Annotated in this window: 20 protein-coding genes; 11 read left to right on the top strand and 9 right to left on the bottom strand. The window is 46.9% G+C overall.

Annotated features, from left to right (window positions below):
- The first annotated feature begins 30 nt into the window (after window positions 1-30).
- Entirely contained in the window at window positions 31-690 is a 660-nt protein-coding gene (locus tag MEALZ_RS10835; protein WP_014148682.1) for a DUF2459 domain-containing protein, read from the top strand.
- A gap of 508 nt (window positions 691-1,198) precedes the next feature.
- Here the strand turns inward: MEALZ_RS10835 and MEALZ_RS10830 are convergent.
- A complete protein-coding gene (locus tag MEALZ_RS10830) occupies window positions 1,199-2,767 on the bottom strand; it encodes a sodium:solute symporter (RefSeq protein WP_014148681.1) in 1,569 nt (522 codons plus the stop codon).
- A gap of 265 nt (window positions 2,768-3,032) precedes the next feature.
- Entirely contained in the window at window positions 3,033-5,015 is a 1,983-nt protein-coding gene (locus tag MEALZ_RS10825) for a sensor domain-containing protein (protein ID WP_014148680.1), read from the bottom strand.
- A 698-nt stretch (window positions 5,016-5,713) separates the two neighbouring features.
- On the opposite strand from MEALZ_RS10825, the gene MEALZ_RS10820 reads away from it, so the two are divergent.
- Window positions 5,714-6,505: a GNAT family N-acetyltransferase gene (locus tag MEALZ_RS10820; protein WP_014148679.1), complete on the top strand. Its 792-nt coding sequence runs from the start codon at window positions 5,714-5,716 to the stop codon at window positions 6,503-6,505.
- A complete protein-coding gene (locus tag MEALZ_RS10815) occupies window positions 6,477-7,289 on the top strand; it encodes a lysophospholipid acyltransferase family protein (protein ID WP_014148678.1) in 813 nt (270 codons plus the stop codon). The genes MEALZ_RS10820 and MEALZ_RS10815 overlap by 29 nt, the downstream gene beginning before the upstream one ends.
- On the opposite strand, the gene pap is transcribed toward MEALZ_RS10815, so the two are convergent.
- On the bottom strand, window positions 7,231-8,715 hold the full coding sequence (gene pap, locus MEALZ_RS10810; RefSeq protein WP_014148677.1) for a polyphosphate:AMP phosphotransferase: 1,485 nt from the start codon (window positions 8,713-8,715) through the stop codon (window positions 7,231-7,233). The genes MEALZ_RS10815 and pap overlap by 59 nt on opposite strands.
- Window positions 8,716-9,166: 451 nt before the next feature.
- On the opposite strand from pap, the gene MEALZ_RS10805 reads away from it, so the two are divergent.
- The 5 genes from MEALZ_RS10805 to MEALZ_RS10785 are packed head-to-tail and all read left to right on the top strand — an operon-like array spanning window position 9,167 to window position 14,023.
- Window positions 9,167-9,670, top strand: coding sequence for a transcriptional repressor (locus MEALZ_RS10805; RefSeq protein WP_014148676.1), 504 nt, complete (start codon window positions 9,167-9,169; stop codon window positions 9,668-9,670).
- Window positions 9,671-9,688: 18 nt separating this feature from the next.
- Window positions 9,689-10,774 carry an XdhC family protein gene (locus tag MEALZ_RS10800; RefSeq protein WP_014148675.1) on the top strand — a complete coding sequence of 362 codons (1,086 nt, stop codon included), beginning with the start codon at window positions 9,689-9,691 and terminating at the stop codon, window positions 10,772-10,774.
- A gap of 13 nt (window positions 10,775-10,787) precedes the next feature.
- On the top strand, window positions 10,788-11,396 hold the full coding sequence (locus MEALZ_RS10795) for a nucleotidyltransferase family protein (RefSeq protein WP_014148674.1): 609 nt from the start codon (window positions 10,788-10,790) through the stop codon (window positions 11,394-11,396).
- A gap of 3 nt (window positions 11,397-11,399) precedes the next feature.
- A complete protein-coding gene (locus MEALZ_RS10790; RefSeq protein ID WP_014148673.1) occupies window positions 11,400-11,864 on the top strand; it encodes a (2Fe-2S)-binding protein in 465 nt (154 codons plus the stop codon).
- Window positions 11,861-14,023 carry a xanthine dehydrogenase family protein molybdopterin-binding subunit gene (locus MEALZ_RS10785; RefSeq protein WP_014148672.1) on the top strand — a complete coding sequence of 721 codons (2,163 nt, stop codon included), beginning with the start codon at window positions 11,861-11,863 and terminating at the stop codon, window positions 14,021-14,023. Before MEALZ_RS10790 ends, MEALZ_RS10785 begins: the two co-directional genes overlap by 4 nt.
- Before the next feature lie 218 nt (window positions 14,024-14,241).
- Here MEALZ_RS10785 and MEALZ_RS10780 read toward each other — a convergent pair whose 3' ends face one another.
- The 6 genes from MEALZ_RS10780 to MEALZ_RS10750 form a co-directional block, all read right to left on the bottom strand.
- Window positions 14,242-14,523, bottom strand: a complete 282-nt coding sequence (locus MEALZ_RS10780) for a DUF427 domain-containing protein (protein ID WP_014148671.1) — start codon at window positions 14,521-14,523, stop codon at window positions 14,242-14,244.
- 35 nt (window positions 14,524-14,558) lie between these two features.
- Window positions 14,559-15,524 (bottom strand): L-histidine N(alpha)-methyltransferase, encoded by a 966-nt coding sequence (gene egtD, locus MEALZ_RS10775; RefSeq protein WP_014148670.1) that lies wholly within the window; start codon window positions 15,522-15,524, stop codon window positions 14,559-14,561.
- The gene (egtB, locus tag MEALZ_RS10770) at window positions 15,521-16,795 is read right to left on the bottom strand and encodes an ergothioneine biosynthesis protein EgtB (RefSeq protein ID WP_046061110.1); all 1,275 of its coding nucleotides are present in this window, start codon (window positions 16,793-16,795) and stop codon (window positions 15,521-15,523) included. The genes egtD and egtB overlap by 4 nt, the downstream gene beginning before the upstream one ends.
- Before the next feature lie 181 nt (window positions 16,796-16,976).
- Window positions 16,977-17,702 carry a UPF0149 family protein gene (locus tag MEALZ_RS10765; RefSeq protein WP_162531682.1) on the bottom strand — a complete coding sequence of 242 codons (726 nt, stop codon included), beginning with the start codon at window positions 17,700-17,702 and terminating at the stop codon, window positions 16,977-16,979.
- Between the two features lie 634 nt (window positions 17,703-18,336).
- Window positions 18,337-18,603, bottom strand: a complete 267-nt coding sequence (locus tag MEALZ_RS10755; protein WP_014148667.1) for a hypothetical protein — start codon at window positions 18,601-18,603, stop codon at window positions 18,337-18,339.
- 309 nt (window positions 18,604-18,912) lie between these two features.
- The gene (locus tag MEALZ_RS10750) at window positions 18,913-22,362 is read right to left on the bottom strand and encodes a hypothetical protein (RefSeq protein WP_014148666.1); all 3,450 of its coding nucleotides are present in this window, start codon (window positions 22,360-22,362) and stop codon (window positions 18,913-18,915) included.
- A gap of 785 nt (window positions 22,363-23,147) precedes the next feature.
- On the opposite strand from MEALZ_RS10750, the gene MEALZ_RS10745 reads away from it, so the two are divergent.
- The 3 genes from MEALZ_RS10745 (at window position 23,148) to MEALZ_RS10735 (ending at window position 25,195) form a co-directional block, all read left to right on the top strand.
- Window positions 23,148-23,621: a Crp/Fnr family transcriptional regulator gene (locus MEALZ_RS10745; protein ID WP_014148665.1), complete on the top strand. Its 474-nt coding sequence runs from the start codon at window positions 23,148-23,150 to the stop codon at window positions 23,619-23,621.
- A gap of 36 nt (window positions 23,622-23,657) precedes the next feature.
- Window positions 23,658-23,870, top strand: a complete 213-nt coding sequence (locus MEALZ_RS10740) for a DUF2905 domain-containing protein (protein ID WP_017839451.1) — start codon at window positions 23,658-23,660, stop codon at window positions 23,868-23,870.
- 167 nt (window positions 23,871-24,037) lie between these two features.
- The gene (locus MEALZ_RS10735) at window positions 24,038-25,195 is read left to right on the top strand and encodes a lytic transglycosylase domain-containing protein (RefSeq protein WP_014148664.1); all 1,158 of its coding nucleotides are present in this window, start codon (window positions 24,038-24,040) and stop codon (window positions 25,193-25,195) included.
- Window positions 25,196-25,261: the final 66 nt, after the last annotated feature.

Raw genomic sequence — 25,261 nt, 5'->3', positions numbered from 1 at the left:
TTGCCTTGTTGAATCGACGAGTGTGCCGAGATGCTTATCAGACCGATCGTTTTTTGGATGGCCTGCTTTTTATGCAGCGGCTGCGGATCTTCGCCATCGGCGCTTTATGCAAACGGCACCGAACAAATGATTATTCATGTCGTCGATCACGGATTACATACCGGTATCGTGGTCGATGCTAGAACGGCGGCGGAGAGTATTTCCGGACTGGCGTTCGATTTAACTGAAATCGGTTTTATCGAGTTTGGTTGGGGCGATCGCGCTTTTTATCAGGCCGAGTCGTTTTCTTTGTGGTTGGCTATAAAGGCGTTGTTTTTTCCGACCGAGTCAGTCATGCATGTCGCTGGGCTTCGGCACCATCCGGAGCATTATTTTCGGCGCAGTGACATCGAACGCATCTTATTGTCAAAAAACCAGGTGGTCGCAATGTTGGGTTTTATCAATCAGTCTTTCGTAAGAGACGGGCAGGGCGATTTAATCAATTTAGGGCGAGGCTTGTATGCTTATAGCCGTTTTTACAGCGCAACCGGTTCCTATCATATTTTTAACAACTGCAATACTTGGACCATGGAAGCTATGAGCGAAGCAGATGTCGCGACGGATAGTCCACTCGCACTTACTGCGCGAGGAGTCATGCGGCGGATCAGACGACATCAGAAAAAACTTTTATCCGGTCAGGCCGAGTTTTAGTCGCATGCATTACTGCCGGTTCCTGGCGCAGTCTAGCGTCTAGTGCTTACTTTCGTGCAAGCGTTTAATAAAATAGCTTTGTTATACTCCCTTTTGATCGAAAAACCGTCGAAAAATAAAAGGTATGGGATGTGTCTATCGAGGATCCAGCCCCTAAATTATCGAAATTCGATCCAGCAACTAAATCGTTTGGAATTTAGGGGCTGGATGAACCCATCCATGGGGGCTTGACGGCAGCAATCGAACGCCAGGGATGGCGTGAATGCGGATTTTGCATGGAGCAAAAATCTGCCCTGCTGCCGACATCCTCGCTAGCCACACCCCATACCCTCATAAAGTTAGCTATTTTTTGAGTATACTCATCGTATATCAAAATTCGGTACCGGGGTGCCCGTCAAAGGCTCAGCACCTAAATTCCATAACCATTGGCTATTGCCGAGCACCCCGGCGCCTCCTAAGACACTGCCGAAATTTGACGTGCGAAAGGTATAAAGGCCGAAAACATAATTTACCGCCACACGATAACCAAAGCGATAGTCAATACTAATAACAGAGCGGCGAGTATCCGGTAATTTTGATACCACGGCAGAAGCTCCAATTCAACCGATTCTTCTTGTAGCCTGCGAATCTTCCAAAGATAAGGCGCGATATCCTGCAAATTTGGCTTTTCCGTCAGCCTACTGATTATGAACATGATAATCAGACAGATGACAAAGAGCATGAAAGCGACATGAAGAAAATGCATATCGATTGGACTAATTATTAAATAAAACGAGATGCCCAGGCTGACAATAAAAGTATAAAACGCCGCAGTTGCCGTTGCTCCGCGCCAGAAAATGCCCAAGATGAAGACTGCGACGACGGGCGGTGCGATATAGGCTAATATGTTTTGCAAATATTGGAATAATGAGCTGAAATTTTCAATATAAGGCGCCCAAGCAGCCGCTAAAACCATGAAGATAAATGCAGTTAGCCGCCCGGCCCACATTAGGGTTCGGTCGGACCATTGGGGACGAATTTGGCGAATAAAGTCCATGGTTACCAGGGTGGATGCCGAGTTGAGCGTAGAGTCTATACTGGACATCAGTGCGGCGAGAGTCCCTGCAACTACAAGCCCTAAGAGTCCGGAAGGCAATAAGTCGAACAACAAAGTCGGATATACCTGATCGGGGTTCGGTAGGTCAGGATAAAGCACACGAGACATGCTGCCCGGCAATACCATGATGAACAAAACGGGTAACTTCAATAAAGCAGCCAGCAATGTCCCATAGCGACCATGCTGTATATTTTTTGCGCTAAGAATTCTTTGCGCCATGAATTGATTGGTACACCAAAAATAAAAACCGAGAATAGGCACTCCCAAAACCAACCCTGTCCAAGGTAAAGTAGTGTCATCGGCTGATTGTATCAAGCTGAGCATGTTTTCCGGCGTAACGGCGGTCACTGCTTCCCATCCATCGATTTTTCGATAAGCAAGAATTGAAACGATAATAGCGCCGATTAGAATTAGTATTGTTTGTATTGCATCGGTATAGATAACCGCTTTTAAACCGCCCGCTACGGTATAAGCTCCGGCCAATAAAGCCAAGACTAAAATAGATTGCCACAGAGGAATGTCAGGGAAAATCATTTTTAGCAAAATACCGCCGGCATAGAGTGCACCGGCGGTATCGATAAGAATATTACCCACTAAAGTTAAGCCCGAAAAAAAATAACGCGAGCGAGCGTCGTAGCGTCTCTGTAAAAACTCGGGCATCGTGTAAACTTTTGACTGTAGCACCATCGGCAAAAAGAAAACCGCGTAAAACACCAAGACGATCGCAGCCATCCATTCATAGTTGAAGACCGAAATACCGGTTGCATAAGCATCTCCGGACAATCCCACCAAAGTGGTGCTGGAAATATTGGACGCAAACAATGAAATGCCGACGAAAGGCCAGGTCATCGATCGTCCGGCTAGAAAATAATCTTCCGTGCCTTTGGCTTCTGTTCCTACCTTGATACCGATTGCCAGTACGATACAGAAATAAACCAGAATGATTATAAGATCCGTTTGGGCTAAGGTGTAGTGCGGCATAATTGCGGATACATTGAATTAAACTCATCGTATATCAAAATTCGGTAACGCCTGAAGAGGTGCCAAGGCGCTAGACGGCGGCTTTTTCATGCTTACCTTGCATTAAAAATAGGGAGGTTATTTATGACCGAACTCTAAGCTCAATTTTTACGCTCTTTCCCAAGCTCCGGCTCTCGCCGTTATACACAAATATCGGTAAACTTGCTAAACAGAGGTCATCGTATACCTGGAAACGGTGCTGTTTGATAAATCTACGGTGGGTATATCAACGGTTGATATTAGCTGCCGTTGCCGTTTTTTTATTTTCGTACATGGCTTTATCGGCGCGGTCCAGTAGTGTTTTAATGTCGGTGCCATCGTTGGGATAAATGCTCATTCCGGCGCTGACGCCAATGTCGATCATACGGTCATCTATAAGATAGGTTTCGCTGATGACATCGACCGTATGTTTAAGAATTTTATCGACCATTTCCAAATCGGTCACATCCTCGAGTAATATTGCGAATTCGTCGCCACCTAATCGGGTGACGGTGTCCGTTTCTCGAACACTCCGTGCGATCCGGTGAGCCACGCTCTGCAATAGGCGATCTCCGGTCTTGTGACCGAACAAATCGTTAACCGGTTTGAATTTGTCTAAATCCAGAAACAAAACAGCCAGCTTGGTATTGTTTCTCGCGGCTTTCTTTATGGCTCTTTCTATCCGGTCGTTAAACAAAATTCGATTGGGCAGACCGGTCAATGGGTCATGATGAGCAATATGACGGAGATGCTCTTCTTCGGCCTTGCGTTCCGAAATATCCGACAGTATTGCCACATAATGTGTGATTTGATTGGCACCGTCTTTAACTTGGCTAATGCTGATTCGCATCGGTAATAATGCGCCATTTTTGGTGCGATCGACAATATCGCCTTGCCAATGACCGTCTTGGTTTAGAGCATCCCACATATATTGGTATTGTTCGGTCGAGATATAACCCGATTGCAAGATCGAAGGCGGCTTACCCAATAATTCCTTTTGATCGTAGCCGGTCATTTTGCATAGTGTTTGATTGACCGATACGATGCGAACCGATGAATCGGTGATCATAATCCCTTCGCTACTGAAGTCAAAAACCGTAGCCGCAAGTTTCAATTGTTGTTCAGCTTTCTTACGTTCGCTTAGGTCCATTACATAAGCGATACCTTGTTCACGGTTACCGCTAAGCAATGCCGCGCCGATATATACGGGTACCCAATATCCTTGTTTATGGATCAGCACTTTCTCATAAGGCTCGCATCGGCCCTGCATTAAAAGCTCGTCGATAGCCTGTTGATCCTTGGTATGAAACTCAGTTGGAGTAATATCTCGCCAATTGACAGCAGCTTTTTCAATATCGGCTTGGACAAAACCTAACATGTTCAAAAATAGGTCGTTTGCTTCGTCGATCATACCATCGAGGCGCCATGAAATAATACCGATGGTATTGGACTCCTTCAGGCTTCGAAAACGCGATTCACTGAGAGCCAGTTGTTGTTCGGACTTTTCGATACTCTTGATAATTTGCCGGCTGACCAAGAGCCCAATACCGACAAAGATAATTAATATCAGCAAGCTAATTTGCCATGCCATGAGTTTAACCCATCTGGCGCCTTCGCTTAGTTTTAACGAAAATAGGTTTTCCAGTTCATGAAGCTCGTCATTGAGCTGCCGCATGCGCAGCCTTAATTCGGCGAGTTTTTCGCTATCGCGACGCGAGCCGATACCTTCATCTCGTATTTGTTCGCCGATTCGTGTCAATGCATCGATTTGTTTATCGGCAGACTGCCATATATCGATCGCTTCACGCATGTAGGAAATGCGGTGAAATTTTAAAAAAAAATGGATCATCGCATCGATGTCTTCCGGATGATTTTGCCCTTGAAGAAAGCCTTCCCTCGCTGCTTGCTTGTCGGGTGGCAATTGAAATAAAGCCGTTCGAGCTTTGCTATCGCCGCTGATGATTTCGAGAGCTTCCAAATAAGCTAGGTAATCCGCCTCGTCATGACTGTAGGAATATTGAGTTAAGTAAAAAACCGCATCTTTTTGCGCTTTGGCCCAGAGTCCTTCGCCTCTCACATAAGAACGAACTCCCTCAAAGACATTGCCGTTCCAGTAAATCATGCCGACCAGGGATACCGAAATAAGTCCGAACAGGCCGATAATGAAGACGACTTTTTTTCTAGTCGACCACCCTTGCGCCCTTGAGTCGTAAACTTTATTGGTTGCCATAATTTTCAGAAAAAGGTTGCAAAGTATCTAACGGCTGAGTTGATAGTTTCAAAATAACGTGGATTTAACAAATAAGTGCAATGCATTTCGGGCCTATGGTGCGTAGTTAATTCGCTAGACTATTTAGCCAAAGTAAAGTGCTAAAGGATAGTAATGACCAATAGAATTTAAGTGTTGAATAAAGCTAAAAAAGCAATTGGACATTCTAAATCCCGATTGCCCTGAGCCTGGTCGAAAGGGTGATCGGATTTAGAATATTCAGCCAATGGAGTCGATTGGAGATCGCTCTTGCTTCGACAAAGCTATCCTGAACGCAGCCGAAGGGCTCAGCAAGAACAGATTCCAAGCGCTCCAACTGATTTTTTTAGGATAGGGCGCCTTAGGAACGAACAGGAAATAACTTCTTCAAATTTCGCAAGGGGTTCGGCGACACGTCGGCCTTATTTTGTCGAGCGATTTACCGAGCTACCTTAAATATGTGTGAAAAGTATCAATAGTTTATGGCGCGATGCCTGTCTGAACAAGCTGCAAGCATTTTGATTTTAGTCAGGATCTATCAGCCTAATCCGTGAAGCTCATGTTTGGTCCTAACATGAGCGAAAGATTTACTTCTGTCACCAATTTTTCATAGAAACGACGCGAAATTGAAATATTTCTTATTTATCTTATCGATAAGTAAAGCATTTGCAGCCAACATTATGAAATTAATCGACACACAGATAAGAGTTAGTCCTACACGCCGACTGGATTGTTTTGTCACACACGATCAGGTTTTGATCGAACATGCGCAGCGTCTGCGATATCAGGTTTTCGCCAAGGAAATGGGGGCGAGACTCAAAACTGACAAAGAAGGCTTAGATTATGACGAAATCGACCATTTTTGCGATCATTTGGTCGTAGTCGATACGACTAATGAAAAAATTGTAGGCTATACACGCTTACTAAATCAAGAACAAGCCCGCAAATTGGGATATTTTTATTCGCAAAAAGAATTTAATCTGGACCGAGTGCTGGCTTTACCTGGGCGCTTTCTCGAAATAGGCCGTACCTGCGTGGACCCGAAATACCGGGGCAGTACGGTATTAACCACGCTCTGGTCGGAGTTAGTAAATTATGCGCAGTTGGGCGATTACCATTATTTGATCGGGTGCGCGAGTATTTCGCCCGGGCCGAGCGGTTATGCGGTCGATGCGGTTTATCGATCGATCGATTCAAAAAACAAGGCTTCGGACGCGTTGTCGGTAGTGCCCTTAATCGAAGTGCCTGAACATTTACGATGCGAACGCGACGAGTCGGGGATTCCGCCTTTGTTGAAAGCGTATTTACGCTTTGGTGTACAAATTTGCGGCCGCCCGTTTTGGGACGAAGATTTCAACGTCATGGATTTGTTTATCCTGTTGCCGTTGGCGCAACTGGAAGACCGCTATTCGAAACATTATTTAAAACCCGATTACTTAATCAATGATAGCCACGCTTCGCCTGCTTTATAAAATAAAACTGATTGTACTACTGTTCTTATCCGGTTTCGTGATCGTTCTGGGTCTGTTTCCGGTTATTAATAGGTCTTGTCGCCCGATTCAAGCTCGGGAAAGAATCAACCGGATCAAGCAGGCTTGGCTCAAAACCTTCAGACGGATTGTAAACCTCGAAGTCCTTATCGAAGGACAGGCGGTCGATGGACCGGCGTTGGTTGTCAGTAATCATGTTTCTTGGCTCGATATCATCGCATTGGGGCAGCATTTGCCGGGATATTTTGTCGCCAAAAACGATATTCTCGATTGGCCCGTCATCGGTTATTTGTCGAAAAAAGCCGGGACAATATTCGTCCGGCGAGGAGATAAGCAGGCGATTCATGCCACGACCGAGCAAATGAGCTGGTTGTTGATACAAAACAGCAAGGTATTCGTGTTTCCGGAAGGTACAACTTCGGATGGCTCAACCGTTTTACCGTTTCATCCATCGCTGCTGCAGCCGGCCTTATTGACCCATACGGCAATTCAGCCGGTAGCGCTCCGTTATGAAGGTCAAGCTAAATCCTTAGCGCCATTTATCGGCGACGACGATTTTATTCCGCATTTATTCAAAATGCTGAAACTCGGAAAGATAGAGGTCCGCATCAAAATATTGCCTGTTCTCGAAATGGCCGATAAAAGCCGGTCAGCTTTAAGTTATGAGGCGCACACAGGCATCATTGAGGCGCTTCGTGCAGAAACGATTATTTCTCAGGTTCCAGCATCGCTTCCAGTTTCTCGCAAACGGTTTTCAAGATTTTGATGCGCGCATAGCGTTTGTCGTTCGCTTCTATCATTAGCCAAGGAACGGTGCGGGTGCTTGTTCGTGCAATCATTTCGTTGACCGCGATTTTATAGTCATCCCATTTTTCCCGGTTACGGTAATCGTCCTCGGTGATTTTATGTTTTTTGTAACTGATTTGCTCGCGAGCTTTGAAACGCTCTAGTTGCTCGTCTTTATCGATGTGCAGCCAAAACTTCAACAATAGAATGCCATGTTCGATCAATGCTTCCTCGAAATTGACAATCTCCGAGTAACTGCGCATCCATTCCTTTTCTTGGGCAAAGCCTTCCACGCGTTCGACCAAGACGCGGCCGTACCAGCTTCTGTCGTAAATGGTGACCTTGCCGGCTCTAGGGATATGCCGCCAGAATCGCCATAGATAATGATGCGCGGCTTCCTCGTCGGTTGGCGCTGCGGTTTGAATGACTCGGTAGCTTCTCGCGTCGATTGCCGATGTAATGCGCCGTATCGCTCCGCCCTTACCGGCGGCGTCCCAACCTTCGAATACCAGTATTGTGGAACGCTTTTGTTCTCGTGCCATTCTGACCAATTTATTCAATTTACCTTGATAGTGTAGTAATTGATCGTTGTAGTCTTTTTTGTCGAGTTCGAGCGATAAGTCCAACGTGTCGAGTAAGCTTTGCTGGTTAATATTGACGAAGGATAGGCCGTTTATGTTTTCCGATTTTCCATTGCGGCTTTCGATATGTTGACGAATTCTATGCAAAACATGCTGCCCGACTGTCAAGCTGCTGTAACGAATATCGGTTCCTTCGACAACTAGCCAAGGCGAGATTCCTGTGCTGGTTGTCGTTAATACATTTTCGGCGATTTCTACGAACTCGTCATACAGTTTCAAATGTTTTTTATCGCGTTCGGTGACTTGCCAACTGGTTTCCGGATCTTTTTCAAGTTCCTTGAGACGTTTTTTCTGCGTTTCTTTTTTCAAATGCAGCCAACATTTTATGATTAATGCGCCGTCGTTTATTAGTAATTGTTCCATTTCGTTGATGTGCTTTAGCTCCACCGATAATTGACTATCGTCGATGTCTCCGTAAACTCTGTGCGATATCGGGTCGCTATACCAAGAACCGACATAGATGCCTATTCTTCCCTTAGGCGGCAGAGAACGCCAATAGCGCCAATATTTAGGACGCTCTTTTTCCTCATCGCTGGGTTCGTCGAAGGCGAATGTTTCCATGTAGCGCGCATCCAGCCATTCGTTCAGTAGATTAATGACTTGACCCTTGCCGCCGCCGTCCACTCCGGAGATAAGAATAATGACAGGGAAATCGCAAGTGCCGAGCTGTTGTTGAAGCAGCAACAATTGGGTTCTGAGTTCCGGAATTTGTTCGTTGTATTCTGATTTTTTTAGGGTATGACCCAGTTCGGCAATTTCAAACATGGATGTTTCTCGTATTGGCGTTAGATTTCTATATTATGCGTCAATCTAAGGGATGGAGGCATTTTGGAACTACTATAGTTCATATCGACACTATCGTTAAAGCTTGTTCTATACCTTTCGTACTTCAAAATTCGGCAGGTGACTAAGGAGCCACCGGGGTGTCCGGTCGATTTTCGCTCCTGCAAAATCGACATTCACGCCATTCATGGCGTTCACAAAGGCTTTGCCAGCATGGAGCTGGCATAGAGCCTACATGGACGTATTCACCCAGCACCTAAATTCCATAGCCCATTGGCTAGGATTAATTGTCTTGAATAATTTAGGTGCTGGGTTCACGGCGTCCTTTGACGGGCACCCCGGCGCCGAATTTTGATCTGCGATGAATATAACTCCGGTGCCGCAAAGACTGGATTGATACTGTATAATTCCCGCAAAAAATCGGAGTTAATTAATGTCTCAAACCGGCGATTCAAAACAGGCCTGTGCCGAAACCTTTAACCATGATCATAAAACCTGTAAGCAGGAAGCCTTAAAAAAAGCGGAAAAGCTATGTTTGGAGAGAGGCGCGCAATTGACGCCGATACGTCATAAGGTTCTTGAGTTGATTTGGGATAGCCACGAGGCTGTCAAGGCTTATGATTTATTGGACCGGATCAAGCCGTTCAACGATTCGGCAAAACCGGCGACCGTTTATCGCGCGCTGGATTTTTTGATCGAACAGAAATTAATTCACCGCGTCGAAAGCATGAATGCATTTATCGGCTGCAATCATGTTGAAGGCAAGCACGATTTATTGTTGTTGATTTGCGAAGGTTGCCGTCAGATCGAAGAAAGACCGGCGACACCGGTCATGGACAGTTTGGCGAATGAATTGAAGCAAGCAGGATTTACCGCGCGACGTAAAACGCTTGAAATTCACGGCATCTGCAAGCATTGCGCCGATGGCGCGGCATAGTCGCTCGGGATCGTTGTCATGACCCGTAATACCCATCATTTGATCGACGCTTATTGGCGATTACGGAATAACACGGAAAATGTTGTTTTGGCGACGATCATCGAAACTTTTGGTTCAACTTATCAAAAAGCCGGTGCCAGAATGCTGATAGCCGGCAATGGCGAGTCGAGCGGTCTGTTGGGCGGCGGCTGCTTTGAAAGAGACTTGATAGAACAGGCGCATACGGTTTTCGAAACCGAAAATCCCAAAACGCTATTCTACGATATGCGTTCTCCCGACGATGCGGTTTGGGGCCTGGGTTTAGGCTGCAATGGGGCAGTAAGGGTATTGTTGCAATTATTGAAAGCCAACAGTGATTTTCATCCGCTGAACCGAATTGTCGATGCATCCGAAAGCCACACGGCAGGCATTTTGGCGACTATTTATGAATCGGACCATCCCGATTATTCAATCGGCGATAGTTATTTTTTGACTGAATCCGAATTAGACGGTCTTAGCCAACAGGGCAATACTCCCGAATCGGTCGTCGAGTGGGCCAAACAAACTTGGATGCAGCACAAAGCTTGTTTAAAAACTTGCGAGATCGATCGCCATACCGTTAAATTGTTTTTCGACTTAATCCGGCCGCCAGCTCAACTGCTGGTGTTGGGAGCCGGTGTCGATACGCTTCCGGTCGTGCAGTTCGCCAAAGCGCTCGGTTGGCGTGTTACGATCGTCGATCATCGGCCGGGCTATGTCAAGCCCGAACGATTTCCCGCAGTCGATGCCTTGTTGCATTTAATGCCCGAGGACTTGCAGGAGCGTTTGTCGTTGGATCGATTCGATGCGCTCGTGTTGATGACTCACAGTATCGAATATGATGAACGCTATTTAAGAGTCATAGCGTCTAGCCGAATCCCTTTCATTGGTTTGCTTGGCCCTGTTCATCGCAGAGATAGACTCCTCGATAGTTTAGGCGCGGATGCACCGAAGATTGCCGCTAAGGTCTTCGGCCCGGTCGGCTTGGACATCGGCGCCGAGACGCCCGAGGAAATTGCCTTATCGATCATGGCCGGTATTCATGCCGCGATGAAAGGGCGAACCGGCGGACAACTCGGCATTTAAAGTTGCATTCACTATGACTCGTGATTTTGAGAATGTATATGCAATAATTTTAGCCGCCGGCGCATCCCGCCGACTGGGTAATCCCAAACAACTCCTCGAATGGCGCGGCCGAACCTTACTCGGCAATACGATCGAAAACGCTCGTTCATTATTGAATGAGCGTGTCATTGTGGTTCTGGGCTCGCAAGCAGAGACGATACAAGAAAAGGTCGGTTTGGGCGGGGTTATCGCAGTTGTTAACCCGGACTGGCAAACGGGTATTGCTTCGTCGATTCAAGCCGGCATCGACTCTCTGCCGGTTAACGCCGACGGCGTATTGATGTTATTATCCGATCAACCTTTGGTCGGTTACAGGGCGATGCAGAACTTGTTGACACAGTGGCAAATTGAACCGTCCCGTATCGCCGCAAGCCAGTATCATGATACGGTCGGCGTTCCGGCGCTATTTCCGTCGACTTTTTTCGGTGCGTTGCGCTCCTTGCAGGGCGACCGAGGCGCGAAGAGACTGTTGTTGCAATTTGAAGATAAACTTCAGAAAATTCCTTTACCCGAAGCGGAACTCGATATCGATACCAGGGAAGATTTCGACCACCTAAGCGGCCATTACGATGCCGGGGAGTGAACGATGACGACCTTGATGATCAACGGTAAGCAATACGAGTTAGACGCCGAGGACGATATGCCCTTACTGTGGGCTATACGCGATATCGCCGGTTTAACCGGAACCAAATTCGGTTGCGGTATCGGGATGTGCGGCGCCTGTTCCATCCATCTCGATGGCGAGCTGGTTCGATCTTGCATGATGCCGTTCGGTGCGGCCAAAGATAAAGCAATCACGACCATCGAAGGGTTAGCGTCGGAAGAAGGTCTGCATCCGTTGCAACAAGCCTGGATCGACAAAGATGTATCGCAATGCGGATACTGCCAGCCCGGCCAGATCATGGCGGCTGCCGCTTTGCTGCGGGAGAATCCGAATCCGAGCGAAGATGAAATCCGGACAAAAATGACCAACTATTGCCGTTGCGGAACCTATCTGCAAATATTCGAAGCGGTCAAACAAGCGGCGCAACTTCAAGGAGAGCAGTCATGAGCACTTTATCGAATCTGTCGATGACGCGCCGTCAATTTCTTGGAACCGCCGCGGCCGGCGCCGGCGTATTCGTGTTAGGGATATCCTTGCCCGGTTGCGCCAAGGTTGACGAACAAGGCGAAGGCGTGATCAATGCCTTTATCGGAATCGATGAAAACGGCGTCGTGACTTTTCAAAATCCTTTCATCGAAATGGGGCAGGGGACCTACACCTCGATACCGGCCATCATGGCCGAAGAACTGGATGCCGACATGGCGATGCTCAAGGTCGTGCAGGCACCGCACGGGCCGGAATACCGTATTATGTTCAACAATACGACGCGTTTTACCGGCGGCAGTTTCAGCGTGCGTTCGTCTTATATGACCATGCGAAAAGCCGGTGCGACCGCACGGGCAATGTTGATCGAAGCCGCCGCAGGCACCTGGCGCGTACCTCCCGGCGAATGTACGACAGAACCTGGTGTCGTGATTCATCGCGAGAGCGGAAAAAAAATGACCTATGGCGAATTGGCGCCCTTGGCGGCTAAACTGGATATACCCGCAGACGTGCCGTTAAAAGACGATGCCTCTTTCCGGCTCATCGGTAAACCGATCAAGCGAACCGATAACAGGGTTAAAGCCACCGGAGAAGCCGAATTCGGTATCGATATCAAGGCCGATGGACTGCTGTATGCCGCAGTCAAACAATCGCCGGTATTCGGCGGTTCGGTCCAATCCTACGACCAAGACGCTGTACTCAAAATGCCAGGAGTCGTCGCGGTCGAGGAGATACCGAACGGTGTTGCCGTGATTGCCGATCAATATTGGCGAGCCAAAAAGGCTTTAGAACAATTACCGGTGACTTTCGATGAAGGCGATAATGCCGATTTCTCATCGAAGTCGTATTTGGAAAAACTTAAAGCCGCGTTGAACGAATCGGGAGTCAGGGTAGAAAATGTCGGCGATGCGGATAAGGCTTTATCCGAAGCGGCTAAAACTATCGAAGCGGTCTATCATGCGCCGTTCCTGGCGCACCAAACGATGGAACCGATGAATTGCACCGCCCTGGTCACGAAGGATCATTGCAAGGTTTGGGCGCCGAATCAAGGCGCCGATTTCGTCGCCAAAGTCGCAGCCGAAATTACCGGTCTAAAATTGGATGCTATCGAAGTCATCACTCCTTTCCTCGGCGGCGGTTTCGGACGGCGCTTCATCATGGATTACACGGCGCAGGCGGTAACGCTTGCCAAGAAACTTCCGGGTAAGCCGATCAAAGTTATTTGGACGCGCGAGGAAGACACGCAACACGACCATTATCGCCCGATGACCGCAGCGAAATACCGGGCCGGCTTCGATGCGCAAGGTAATCCGCTTGCAATTCAAATTACGACGGCGGGCGAGGGACCATCGGGCCGGCTCAATCCCGAGTTTCTAAAAGACCCTACTATCGACGAGAGCATTTTCGAAGGCGGTCCTCATCAACCTTATGCGATACCGAATAAGCGCGCCGAACTGGTCAATGTAACGGTCAAGCCGGTGCCGATCGGCTACTGGCGCTCGGTCGGAAATTCGCAGAATGCATTTTTCAAGGAGTCGTTCATCGATGAAATGGCTCATGCGGCAGGTGCCGACCCGGTCGAATTTCGCCGTAACTTGTTAACCGAACAACCGCGTTTTAAAAAAGTACTCGATACCGCTGCCGGGATGGCAAATTGGAAATCCGAGGCATGGAAAGACGAAAATGGTATCAAACATGCGATGGGTGTCGCCTTGCATGAATCGTTCGGTAGCATCGTCGCTCAGGTGGCTGAAGTGGCGGTTGACGATGGCGACATCCGGGTTGTTCGAGTCTGGTGTGCGGTCGATTGCGGTTTTGCGGTAAATCCGGCCATCGTTAAAATGCAAATGGAAAGCGGTATTGTTTACGGTTTGTCGGCAGCGTGGAGCGAGGAAATTACACTTGAGAAAGGCCGTGTGACGCAAAGCAATTTTCACGACTACCCGATCTTGCGGCCCGATCAAATGCCGGCTGTCGATGTCGAAATTATCAACAGCGGCGAGCCGCTGGGCGGTATCGGCGAACCCGGCACCCCGCCGATCGCGCCGGCGGTCTGTAATGCCCTGTTTAAATTGACAGGGCAACGGGTGAGGAGTTTGCCTCTTTCGAAATATACTTTTTGAACGCCGCAGGGGATATACCCGAAAAGCAAAACAGGCTCCGATAAAACATCGGCGCACTTCAAAATTCGACAGTGATTAATAGGCACCGGGATGACCGGTAACAGCCAATGGGCTATGGAATTTAGGTGCTGGGCCTTTGGCGGACACCCCGGAGCCGAATTTGGGAGGGTAAATGTCAAATGTAAAGTTTGACTGCGTCTATTTTTAAAAACACTTTATTATTGAATAACTTCTACTCCTCGCCAGAAAGCGATGTGGTTTTTAATATTTAACGCTTCCGGTTTTGGATCGGGATAGAACCAGGCGGCGTCGCGATTAATCGCATCGTTTACGCAGAGATCGTAATAGCTTGCTTTACCTTTCCAGGCACAGAAGGTGTTCGTGTTGCTTTTCTTAAGGAATTGGGCTTTAACCGAATCGGCAGGAAAATAATGATTACCCTCGACCATTACTGTGTCATCGCTTTCGGCAATGATGACATTGTTCCAGATAGCTTTCATGTTTTTGCTCCTTGTTGTGTTAATTTTTCAGGTTTTTAAACGGCTTCAAGAAAGTAAACACTGAAAAGATGCAGGTCGTCAGACCACATTTTGATCAACCTGAAACCGCTGGCGTTAGCCAAGGTAATAAACTCATCAGGACTGTATTTGTAGGAATTTTCGGTATGAATGTATTCGCCTTTTGTAAACTGGAAATGTTGGCCGGAAACTCTAACTTGCTGAACCTGGCTACTGACCAAGTGCATTTCAATACGCCCTCGTTGGTCGTTGTAATAAGCACGATGTTCGAAGCGGTCGAGGTCAAAATTGCCTTCTAGTTCGCTATTGATACGGGTAAGCAGATTGAGATTGAATTCTGCCGAGATGCCGGCCGTATCGTTGTAGGCTGCATTCAATACGGAATGATCCTTTTTACGGTCAACACCGACAAGTAAACCACCACCATTGCCGGTTAGTCGGTGTATACCGCTCAGAAAATGCTGAACTTCCGGCGGGTCAAAATTGCCCAGACTAGAACCCGGAATGAATACGACACGTCTCCCATGAGGGATGCCATGAGGCAATAGCATCTGTTGAGTAAAATCGAGGCAGGCTGGATAAATGGCTAGCCAAGGATATTTCTGACTTAAACCGCAGGCCGATTGCTTGAGAAATTCACGGGAAATATCCATCGGTACATAGGCGGATGGAAGCAGACTTTCCAGCAGTAATTGTACTTTCTCGCAACTACCGCTTCCGGGTTCGATCAATACCGATCCTGGCTCAATAAGACGGCTAATTTCATTCGCGTATGCTGTTAACAAGTCACGTTCAACATTAGGAATGTAATATTCCGGCTGTTCCAGAATTGCTTCAAACAATTGAGATCCGATTTCATCATAAAAAAACTTAGGCGGTATTTGTTTTTGTCTGCGGGATAGACCTTTAAGCACTGCTTCACGAAAGCTTTCCAGTTCGGGTTCGAAATCATGGAAACTAATTTTTCGGCTTAGTACATTCATAGGTCGTCCGCTAAACGGATACCGGAAAATTGCCAGCGATCCTGTGGGTAGAAAAAATTGCGATATGTTGGACGGATATGATCTTCTGGTGTGACACAGGATCCACCTCGCAAGACCCATTGGTTGCACATGAATTTACCGTTGTATTCACCCATGCTGCCCTCCAGCGGTTTAAAGCGAGGATAGGCCAGATATGGGGAGGTAGTCCATTCCCATAACGAGCCATAAAATTGATCTGTACCTGCTTGCGGGTGAAAAATTCCGCTTTCACTAAAATGGCCTGTTACCGGTATTTCCAGTAATTTTGTTTCAATTTCGGCCTCCGATGGCAGCCGTTTACCTGCCCATCGAGCATAAGCGTCTGCTTCGTAATAACTAATATGAGCAACAGGGGCGGACGGATTCAGAGCCTCAAGTCCATAAAGGGTAAATTCAAGCCATAGGCCATCATGTTTTTCCCAATAAAGCGGAGATTTCCATTGGGTGTTCTGGATGTGGCTCCAGCCATCTGATAACCACAATTCAGCTCTGGAGTAGCCTCCGTCTTCCATAAAGTCCAGAAATTCGCTGTTTGTGATCAGCCGAGAACTTAAACGGTGCGGTTCTAGCCAAACTTGATGACTAGGCTTCTCGTTATCAAAAGTGAAGTCATCATCATTATCCGCTCCTATCTTTACCACGCCGCTTGGCCTTTCCTCCCAATCCAATTTTCCGGTCGTTTTAATTGCCGGTTGGGAGCGCTCCAGATAACTCGGTTTTAAGGGATTGTTCCAAAAGTTGTGCTTGATATCCATGAACAGCAATTCCTGATGCTGCTGTTCGTGGTGTAAGCCCAGGGTTAGACGAAAAGCGGCTTGTTGCCACTGGGATTCGTCGAGGTTATCTATAAAATCTATGATGCGCTTATCGATTTCAGAACGGTAATGAAGCATTTGTTCAACCGTCGGACGTGACAATAAGCCGCGTTTTGCCCGGGCATGCATAGAACCAATCGTTTGGTAATAAGAATTAAACAAATAGCCGTATTTGGGATTGATGGGGCGATATTCCGAATCGAATGCTTCCAGTAGAAAAGTTTCAAAGAACCAGGTCACATGCGCTAAATGCCATTTGGGCGGACTGATCTCAACGCTGCTCTGAATTTGATAATCATCGACCATTAAAGGCGCGCAAATTTGAAGACTAATATTGCGAATACGCATGTAATTTTCAATTAATTTTTGCCGCGAATTTTCGGCTGTAGCAGAGTGATCTATTAATGAAGATGGCATATGGAATCTGTTAAAAGTTTAGGCAATTGAGAGCTATAAGGAGAGCCGACAACCAATGTCATTATTTCTGAGCTAATGTACTGCTCGATCTTTTTTTGTCAACCAGGGTCGGAAAAATCGTACGTTAACGATTGGAGGCGGTGCGTTTTTGTTAGGTTTAACTCTGGCGGAAGATTCCGTTTCAAGACAAACAACAATTCTTGAGTCTTTTGCCGCTGCCGCAGGGACAAGGGGTGCTGCGGCCGATTTTCGGCCTAGAGGTGGCTTGCCCCAAGGTTTTTTGCTCCTCTAATTCGGCTTCGATGTCGTCGATGACATGTTGCAAGATTTCAACCGAGAAGGGGATCATTACGAACAGCCTGGCAAATAGACAGTCATCGGTTGGTTCTTTACCTTCTTCAATGATATTAGTTTTGATCTGTTCGATATTCGGAAACTTGGAGAAATCGCGGGTGATCAAAACTTCAAACAGGCGCGCGTTTCGTGCAATATCGTCCCAATAAGCGTCGGCATCAACGGTGTCCTTATCATCGCCTAACCAAAACTCCTTGCAGAGCGCTAATCCGGTCCAAAAACCGGTACACCACTGTTGGGTCCAATCGAATTGTTTTCCTTTGAGATTTTCAATATCGAATGGAAACTTAAGTTGCCCGGAGACTCGCAATTGTACGTAAGCATCGTATACATCAAATGCAGCCGACATTAGGTTTTCGATGTGCTTCAGTTCGAAATCGGGCGTGCGATGATAAAAAAAGCAGTTTTCCCATTGTTCGGGTAGAATCGATGGCGGCGTGATGGCCATTGCATAAAAGAATCCGCGCAGTTCGAAAAGATTGAAATGATCGGCTTCCGGTACGATGCCGTTTAGTTCGTCGATTAATTTATCGAGTAGTTTGTGTTTGATCATTTTTTGTTTGATAGAGTGGGGAACGGATGCCATTTGACCTTAGCTAGCCAAATTTCGAGGTAGAGTAGTTAGGTAGGGAATCAGGAGTCGAATTTTGATCAGTGTGGAGTAAAGGTTTTACTCATGTTTAAGATGTATTGCTTAGGATTTCGCGATCAATAACTTCCTGGGGTTATAAGCTTTGTCGAGGATTCGGTTATTTGCTTCACGGGACATCGTGAAATCAGCACTTAAATTATCCAAGATAGTAAACCATAACCAATAGATTATGACATTTAGCTGCTGGGCGAATATGTCCCGACTTGACGGTGGCTTTCTCCGCCGAAGACATCAGCTAATTGAACCCTTCTTAAAAAAGCTAAGGAACGAGCATGAAATAACTTCGACATATGCTGAAAGGTGATTCGGTGACTCGATTGACAGGCGTCGGCGGCAGGGCAGATTTTTGCTCCTGCAAAATCTGCATTCATGCCATCCATGGCAATCAGATTCCGCCGTCGAGCCTACATGGATGTATTCACGGCGTCCTGTCAAGCGAGTCACCGAACCGCCACAATGCCTAAAACTTGTAGAAGTAAATTTGTGCATATTCCTAAGTAAATGCTTGGTCATGCGAGAAATGCCCAATATTCTTTTAATTGAAATGCTTCCATTTTACCCAAGCGGCACAAGCAATTCCGACCAATATGTAAGTGTAGCTATATACGAAAACGTATAAGCCAGTGGGATTGTGGGTAGCGGCATCGCGAAGGCTCGGCGTTACCAGCCAAGTCCACAAAACGGCAGGTATCAAGTAAAACAAAAAGCCAAAACCTGCTGTTCTTAACGGATTGCGCCCCTTAGCTTCGGCGTCTCGATAATACCAATAAACAATTGCAAGCGCGACAATAGTGCCAATCATAAATCTTCCTTCTTTTAATTCAGAATGATGGATATATTTACACCATTCATACAAAAAATCGTTTGCCTAACGTTCTGAAGCCCTGGCAATCGCTCCGGAAAATGAAAGTGCGAGGCGTGGCGGTCACTCGCCCGACAGGCCCAGCACCTAAATTATCCAAGGTAGTTAACCATAGCCAATGGGCTATGGAATTTAGGTGCTGGGTGAATACATCCCTGTAGGCTCTATGCGAGCTCCATGCTGGCGCCTCCTCAGGCACTGCCGAAATTTGAAGTGCGAAAGGTATAATTAAACTCCAAGACCTAGTTCTTAGTGATGCACCCAGTCTGCGCCTAGCGTGCCGATTAAACTTTCCGAATAGCCCGGTTGGCTTAATTCGGCAAGCATGGCTTCAGTTTTCTCAAGCTTCACTTTCAGTTTCGAATATTCGGATGGATCGCTGTTTTCTGTTTCGTTTAAGCATTCTGTAATTATGTCGCGATGACGCCGCCATAAGGCCAAATCGCGTTGGTGTTTGATGGAAAGTCGCTCACGATACCAATCGCTTGCCAGTAGCGAGTCTCGTGTAAATAAATCTCGAATCGCCGGGTCGTCGATGGTTTTACCTTCATAATGTCCATAAGCCATGACATGTAATAGGGCTTTAAGAGGCGGGCAGGCATCATTTATCGTGCCGTCTTGGAAATAAATCAGAGCCACCCGTTGTTGCGTTTCATAGACGTTATCGATGCCGTCGACAAAAGCGGCAAGATCTTGGATTTCAGGTTTTAGCATCGCTTCGTCAAAAACCGCTGTTGGATAATCGAAGACTTTACCGAAGTTGGTATGCACGAAACGCTCGGTTATCCGGTAACCGAGCCGGCTTGCATACACGGTTCTGCCTTCGTATTCGAAATCTTCCAATTTTTCGAGGTGGCCGTTTTCGATCAAATAGCGCGCATCGCGTTCGGCGACAGGCAGGCGCGACCAGATTTCCGGAATCAATAAACTAATGTCGTGATCGATTCTACGCTGAGTTCCGATGTAACCGGCAGCGGTCGAAAAGCCGTCGTAGCCGCATAAGATGAACGAGACCAGTGCAGTATTTAGATCGGCGGTCGTGCTCAAGGCATTGAACGGCCCTTTGGTCAATGCGCCTTCCGATCCGGCTCCCGTCGTGGAAGGAGATTTGCCGGTTAGACTGCATACAAAATCCATGAAAAGTTCCGGTAACTCTTGATAATGGATGGGGTTGTAAACAGCCAAAGGTCGGATGCCGGCGGCTAAATCTTGCGGATTGTTGCGGCGTCCGGGAAGAACCGCATTGACCGGAAAGTAAACCGATTGGTCGGCCTTGAGGCTTCGAGCCAAACGAGTCGAAATTTCGGCGATATAACGCATTCTCGGGTCGGCGATATCGGGACGAACTTGCAGATAACGCACATTTTGGCTAGGTTTGCCGTCGACCAATCTCGGATGTGCCGATGAGACGAAAAAATCGTCTTCCTGTCCTTCGGCAGCTCGCTCGATCAATTTACGCATCGGTTCGCTGAATTCTTCGAAGTGAATGATATCTTCAATTAGATCGCGTGCATCTTGTGTTGCTAGGGGTTGGAAATTGGAGATAAAGTTATTGCCTCCCGATAAATCACGCTCGGTTTGTAAATCGCTGCCTCGATGTACAGCATCGTCGGGGCGCTGGAAAAAACTTTGCTCGCAATTTTCGACTAATTTTACCGAAGAATTTCGATAATCGGGATCGAGCCCCGTGAGTTGTTCAGAAGGCACAACCGTTGATGCGCTGATGTCGTCTTCCATCTGAACTTTAGCCGAAGCGATAAAGTCTTGGCGTAGTTTGAAAACGCGCCAAGCACCGTTCGAATCGAAGCCAACTCGTAGGTAACTGGCGATCAGTTTGCGCCCTTGGTATTTCAATTCATTGCCGGGGTAGCTATTAACCACGTCCACTGAAAAATAATCGCGCCAATTATCGCCCCATTCCTCACGGTAAAAGCGTTTGATAATCAGCACAATTGCCCAAATGTGTTGGGGAATTAGTTCCAACCATTCGTTATAATCATCGGAATAGTCGGTGACCGAAGGTGTCAATAGCTTGATGACGGAACCCAAGGTGCGTTGATTGCTGAGCAGACTGCGCTTATCGCTGCCGTGCCGTGCCGGGTCGCGGAAACGGGTCGAATAATCGTGTTTGAAAATAGTCTCGACGATATCCATGTCTTTTTCGAAGTCTTCGACGAAAATGGTTCCGGAAATGACGGCGCCGGCTATGGATTTGGAAATTTCCGATTTACCGCCGCCGGAGACCGTGCTGGGTTTGTGACAAAATGTCCCTTCGGGTAGGGTGCCGACCAGTCGCCAGCTCGGCGCATGAGGATGGCGTTCCATGTGGACCTTGAAACCGTTTGGATAGATGTAAGTGTGTTTGGCGAGCAGTTTAAGCGATTGCGGGCGGCCGTTTTGCAGCCAATTGATTCGTTGCTGTTGCACATTGATCTCGGCTGCTGCCGGAATGTATATGATCTCCGGAAAATTGTTGTCGACGGCGTAACCTTCATCCTTCCTTTGAATCATCGGCGATAATTGTTCGCATAGCTTATCGAACGAATAGCGTTGATCGAGATCGCTGCCATGCGGTAGATAAATGTCGCCAAGATTCATTCTGGGAAACGCCAACGCGCCGCCTGCATGTTCTTCCTCGCAGTCGCCGAAGAGATTGGCCGAATAGCTGATTTGAGATTTGATCTCTTTTTTGCTGTAACCGAAATAATTGTCGGCGATTAAGGTGACGACGACGCCTTGCATATTGCGACAAACCAATTTAAACGGTTTGCCGTCGTTGTAAAGTTCGTCTTCACGATGCCAGCACATACCGTCCTTGCGTTGGCGTTCGCTAGCATCGTCGTAATGGGGGAGGCCGATATCTTTTTTCCGGCAATGCACCAAATGCGGGGCTAAAATAATGCAACCGGTATGCCCTGTCCAATGTTCGATATCGAGTGCCGCATCGTTCTCAGGTAAGAAAGGATCGCCGGCATTGCCGAAGATCGATTCGACGAAATCCAAGTTAGCGACCAATCCGCCCGGTGCGAAAAAACGGGTTTCCATGGTTTTGACCGGGCTTATCGGTTCGATTGCGGGTCGAACGATCGGTCTCAATAATAACGAGACCCAAAGCGTGGCCGGCTTATTTTGTAGGCTTGTGAAAGGCAAGCGAAGTAGATCGCTTGGTGGAGTCAATGCGTGTTGTAATAACGCGGCATAAGCGTTAACCGGTACTTCGCTTTTATCGCCCGGAACGGGAAGTCCGCCTGCAACGATGTGAAAGACCCCTTTAGTTGTCCGTCGATCGTTTTGAGGATTATGCAAGACGCCTTGTAAAACACGATAGGAGTCGACATAAGCGGAGTGAAACTCGTTATGGCGATAAGGCAGCGATAATTCCCGGGCTTGACCTTTTTGCTCGAGAATGAATGTTTCGCCGGGTAACTGAACCGAAACGTCGACGTTATTTTCGAGGAGGTAAGCGTTTAAAAAATCTTGTATCCGTTGATCGGCTGGGCAACGGTAATTGGCCAATAGGCGGCGTTGCTGCGAATAATTTTTTAACAGGCTATCGGCGACTTTTAGATATTGCCGATCGCCTTCGGCTTCGCAAGTGGGTTGATTCAGTGCGGCTAGTTTCAGATTGATATGCTGTAGCCCTTCGTGCTCTTCGGTGCTACTCGGACTATTTTGGATGGGTGCGGTTGATAAGGTCATGGTCGGCTCCGGCAAGGTTTCAGTCTAGCTGTGTTCGAGGCGGCACGATTTAATCTCGAGTGCAGGCGGTTTCTGGATAAAAATTAATAAACCGTTTAGGAATACGCACAAAATAACTTATACAAGTAGTAGGTTTTGTGGCGGTTTGGTGACTCGCTTGACAGGACGCCGTGAATACGTCCGTGTAGGCTTGACGGCGGCTATCCCTGCCGCCGACACCTGTCAATCGAGCCACCAAATCCCCTTCCAACCGTTGTCTAAGTTATTTCATGCTCGTTCCTTAGCTTTTCGACGAATCCGATAAGACTGGAAGTCAATCGTTTCCTAAATTAAGTTTCGGCCGTTTCGAGTATTTGAAGAATAGGTTATACGATTATTGAAAAATAAAAAAGAATTGAATCGATGTCGATTTTGACTAAATTAATTAGGCAAGAAGATTTAGCTCCCGACCACTATCTGCATGTGGCAAGCGGAAAATGAAACCTGATAGACTGTTTATCCATTGAGGTAATTTAGGAAGCAGCGAAGAAAAGCCTGCTATCTTGATGCTTTGACGAATATTGCCAAAGATTAATACGCTAAACAAGATTGCATAATGACGTATGAGTCCGTAGCATTCGTATTCCAGGGACGAATTAATAGTATCACCGAAAAATGCCCATTTGTCTCATCGGCCGGTTTTATCAATATGCGTAACAGATCGATTTCCCGGTTTTTGTTGGTGGATTACTTTCGTTAATCTTATAATCATAGACATAATCAATACACTATTAATAGGTATATCAGTGAATCAAACGCTTAAAGAAATTTTAGCCGACCCTGAATTCAAAGAAGGTGAGGCATGGTTTCGTCATGCATTCAAGGCACAGGATGTGTTGGTGAAAGAGGGCGATATCGGCAATACCTTATTTGTGATTGAAAAGGGCAACTTGCGGGTAACCGGACAGGTTGGCCTAGAGCAAAAGAAACAACTTCAGGCCGGATTTTGCGATCTTAAGGAAGGCGATATTTTCGGCGAAAGTTGTCTTCATGAGATTCACCGGCGGACTGCGACCGTTACGGCAATTTCCGAAGGTTGTGCTTGGGAAATTGTCGGTGATAAATTAAATGCGTATTTTGAGAAGTATCCCGATCTCGGTTATTTGTTTTATAAAAAATTATTCGTTATTTTGACTGAACGCATGAAAAGTGCCAATCATCGCATTGAAAACCTTTTGGCTTGGGGGCTAAGAGCGCATGATATCGAGCGGCATTTGTAAACGGTTTTTTCGATTGAGTTCATGATGAGGTAAATTATGGGCAAATTATTGATAATGATTGGCGGTTTTTTATTGGTATTAGGCTTGCTCATTAGTTACGCGCCCGGATTGATCAGTTGGTTCGGTAATTTGCCGGGCGATATTAAAATCGTTGATGAAAGACGATCCATTTTCATTCCGATCACGTCGATGATTGTTATCAGTCTTGTTCTGAGCATTCTAATCAATCTATTTTCATCGCTAAAATGATTTGTTTGTTTCCTAATCGTTGACTACTTCCACTATATACTTCGCGCGGCCACATTTTCTGGTAAGCTAACGCGCTCTTTTGTCCGGTAGCTGCCTTACCTACATGGATGTAGGTAAGGGGCGTGAGCAGGAGCGGAAGCTTTGCGAAAACAGTTACATAGCTTGCTATGCGCCTGTTTTCGCGCCTTGCTACCGAACAAAATAGCATTGCCATAAAACCCGAAAACATGACCGCGCGAAGTATAAAATCAAAGCGTAACAAGCCAAAAAGCAATACGCGCCGACAGCCTAAGCCAAAAGCTCGTCGCTCCGCTAAATCAGCTAAGAAAAAAAACGTCAGATTTCCGGATAGCTTCAAGCATAAATTAATGTTGGCGGCTATTGAATTGACCGGTTTAAGCATTACGCTTGTATCAGCGATTATCGTGCTGCTAGGCTATTCGGCAGAACACTTTACTGGAACTCAATTTCTTACCAGTCTTTTGCCGTTTGCTGTAGGGGTATTGGTTTTAATTCTATTCGCTTCGTTTTTGTTCTTGATTTGGTGGAAGCTTCGGCGAAGCTTACAGGGTAGAGCCGTGATGTTAATGCCCGTGTTTTCAGTGATTTTAGCTGTCGGCTCCGGAAAAATGATCATGAATGATCAATTTGCGATAGCTTTCGATCATTTTCGTATGCTGGTCGGCGGAAAGCAAGAAGTGCGCAGGGTAACGCTTGCGCATCAGGTTTATGCCGCATATCGCCGTCAAGGGGTCGGCGCAATGCAGCAAATGGTGGCTCGAGGAGAAAAATACAGCCCCCTTGTTCAGGACGCCGCGCGGCGTTTCCATATCGATCCCGATCTTTTGTTGGGCATTGCGGCGGCGGAATCTTCTTTTCTCCCTCGGAATAGTTCAGATGGCGGCCGTGGATTATTTCAAATTACCCGGGTGCCGAAAATCGTCGAAAACGAAGCGCAAAAACATTTCTCCGGACAAAAGCTCTCGATTATCGACGATCGTTATAATGCCCACCTTGCGGCCGCAACCTTTAAATATTATTTGGACGAAATGCAAGGCGATTTGTTGTTAGGGCTATTGGCCTACAACATAGGTCCGGCCAACGGCGGTCTACGTTTTATCATGCAAAAATACGGCGTCACCGACTTCACGACAATTCAGCCTTATCTGCAGCATTTGCCGAGGGATTATCCGATTCGAGTATTATCTTACGCGCTTGCTTTTAGACTTTGGCGACAGGAAGGCTCGCTTCCGGCTTACCAAGAAGGCAGTAATGCCGTGCGGATTCAACGTATCGGCATTCCAGGCCTGACAAGCGACTTTTAAGTCCTGTCGATAGTCGTAAATTCAGCTACTATTCTAATCAATAGGCTCGAAGTATATATATTTCTC

Source organism: Methylotuvimicrobium alcaliphilum 20Z (assembly GCF_000968535.2).
GTDB lineage: Bacteria > Pseudomonadota > Gammaproteobacteria > Methylococcales > Methylomonadaceae > Methylotuvimicrobium > Methylotuvimicrobium alcaliphilum.
This window is presented reverse-complemented; position numbering and strand designations above follow the sequence as displayed.

What these genes read in the sequence shown, in the direction of transcription:
- MEALZ_RS10780 (WP_014148671.1), bottom strand. Translation starts at nt 14,523, where the DNA reads ATGAAAGCTATCTGGAACAATGTCATCATTGCCGAAAGCGATGACACA.
- egtD (WP_014148670.1), bottom strand. Translation starts at nt 15,524, where the DNA reads ATGAATGTACTAAGCCGAAAAATTAGTTTCCATGATTTCGAACCCGAA.
- MEALZ_RS10740 (WP_017839451.1), top strand. Translation starts at nt 23,658, where the DNA reads ATGGGCAAATTATTGATAATGATTGGCGGTTTTTTATTGGTATTAGGC.
- MEALZ_RS10820 (WP_014148679.1), top strand. Translation starts at nt 5,714, where the DNA reads ATGAAATTAATCGACACACAGATAAGAGTTAGTCCTACACGCCGACTG.
- MEALZ_RS10805 (WP_014148676.1), top strand. Translation starts at nt 9,167, where the DNA reads ATGTCTCAAACCGGCGATTCAAAACAGGCCTGTGCCGAAACCTTTAAC.
- MEALZ_RS10800 (WP_014148675.1), top strand. Translation starts at nt 9,689, where the DNA reads ATGACCCGTAATACCCATCATTTGATCGACGCTTATTGGCGATTACGG.
- MEALZ_RS10795 (WP_014148674.1), top strand. Translation starts at nt 10,788, where the DNA reads ATGACTCGTGATTTTGAGAATGTATATGCAATAATTTTAGCCGCCGGC.
- MEALZ_RS10735 (WP_014148664.1), top strand. Translation starts at nt 24,038, where the DNA reads ATGCGCCTGTTTTCGCGCCTTGCTACCGAACAAAATAGCATTGCCATA.
- MEALZ_RS10815 (WP_014148678.1), top strand. Translation starts at nt 6,477, where the DNA reads ATGATAGCCACGCTTCGCCTGCTTTATAAAATAAAACTGATTGTACTA.
- MEALZ_RS10790 (WP_014148673.1), top strand. Translation starts at nt 11,400, where the DNA reads ATGACGACCTTGATGATCAACGGTAAGCAATACGAGTTAGACGCCGAG.
- MEALZ_RS10830 (WP_014148681.1), bottom strand. Translation starts at nt 2,767, where the DNA reads ATGCCGCACTACACCTTAGCCCAAACGGATCTTATAATCATTCTGGTT.
- egtB (WP_046061110.1), bottom strand. Translation starts at nt 16,795, where the DNA reads ATGCCATCTTCATTAATAGATCACTCTGCTACAGCCGAAAATTCGCGG.
- MEALZ_RS10750 (WP_014148666.1), bottom strand. Translation starts at nt 22,362, where the DNA reads ATGACCTTATCAACCGCACCCATCCAAAATAGTCCGAGTAGCACCGAA.
- MEALZ_RS10765 (WP_162531682.1), bottom strand. Translation starts at nt 17,702, where the DNA reads ATGATCAAACACAAACTACTCGATAAATTAATCGACGAACTAAACGGC.
- MEALZ_RS10785 (WP_014148672.1), top strand. Translation starts at nt 11,861, where the DNA reads ATGAGCACTTTATCGAATCTGTCGATGACGCGCCGTCAATTTCTTGGA.
- MEALZ_RS10825 (WP_014148680.1), bottom strand. Translation starts at nt 5,015, where the DNA reads ATGGCAACCAATAAAGTTTACGACTCAAGGGCGCAAGGGTGGTCGACT.
- MEALZ_RS10835 (WP_014148682.1), top strand. Translation starts at nt 31, where the DNA reads ATGCTTATCAGACCGATCGTTTTTTGGATGGCCTGCTTTTTATGCAGC.
- MEALZ_RS10755 (WP_014148667.1), bottom strand. Translation starts at nt 18,603, where the DNA reads ATGATTGGCACTATTGTCGCGCTTGCAATTGTTTATTGGTATTATCGA.
- pap (WP_014148677.1), bottom strand. Translation starts at nt 8,715, where the DNA reads ATGTTTGAAATTGCCGAACTGGGTCATACCCTAAAAAAATCAGAATAC.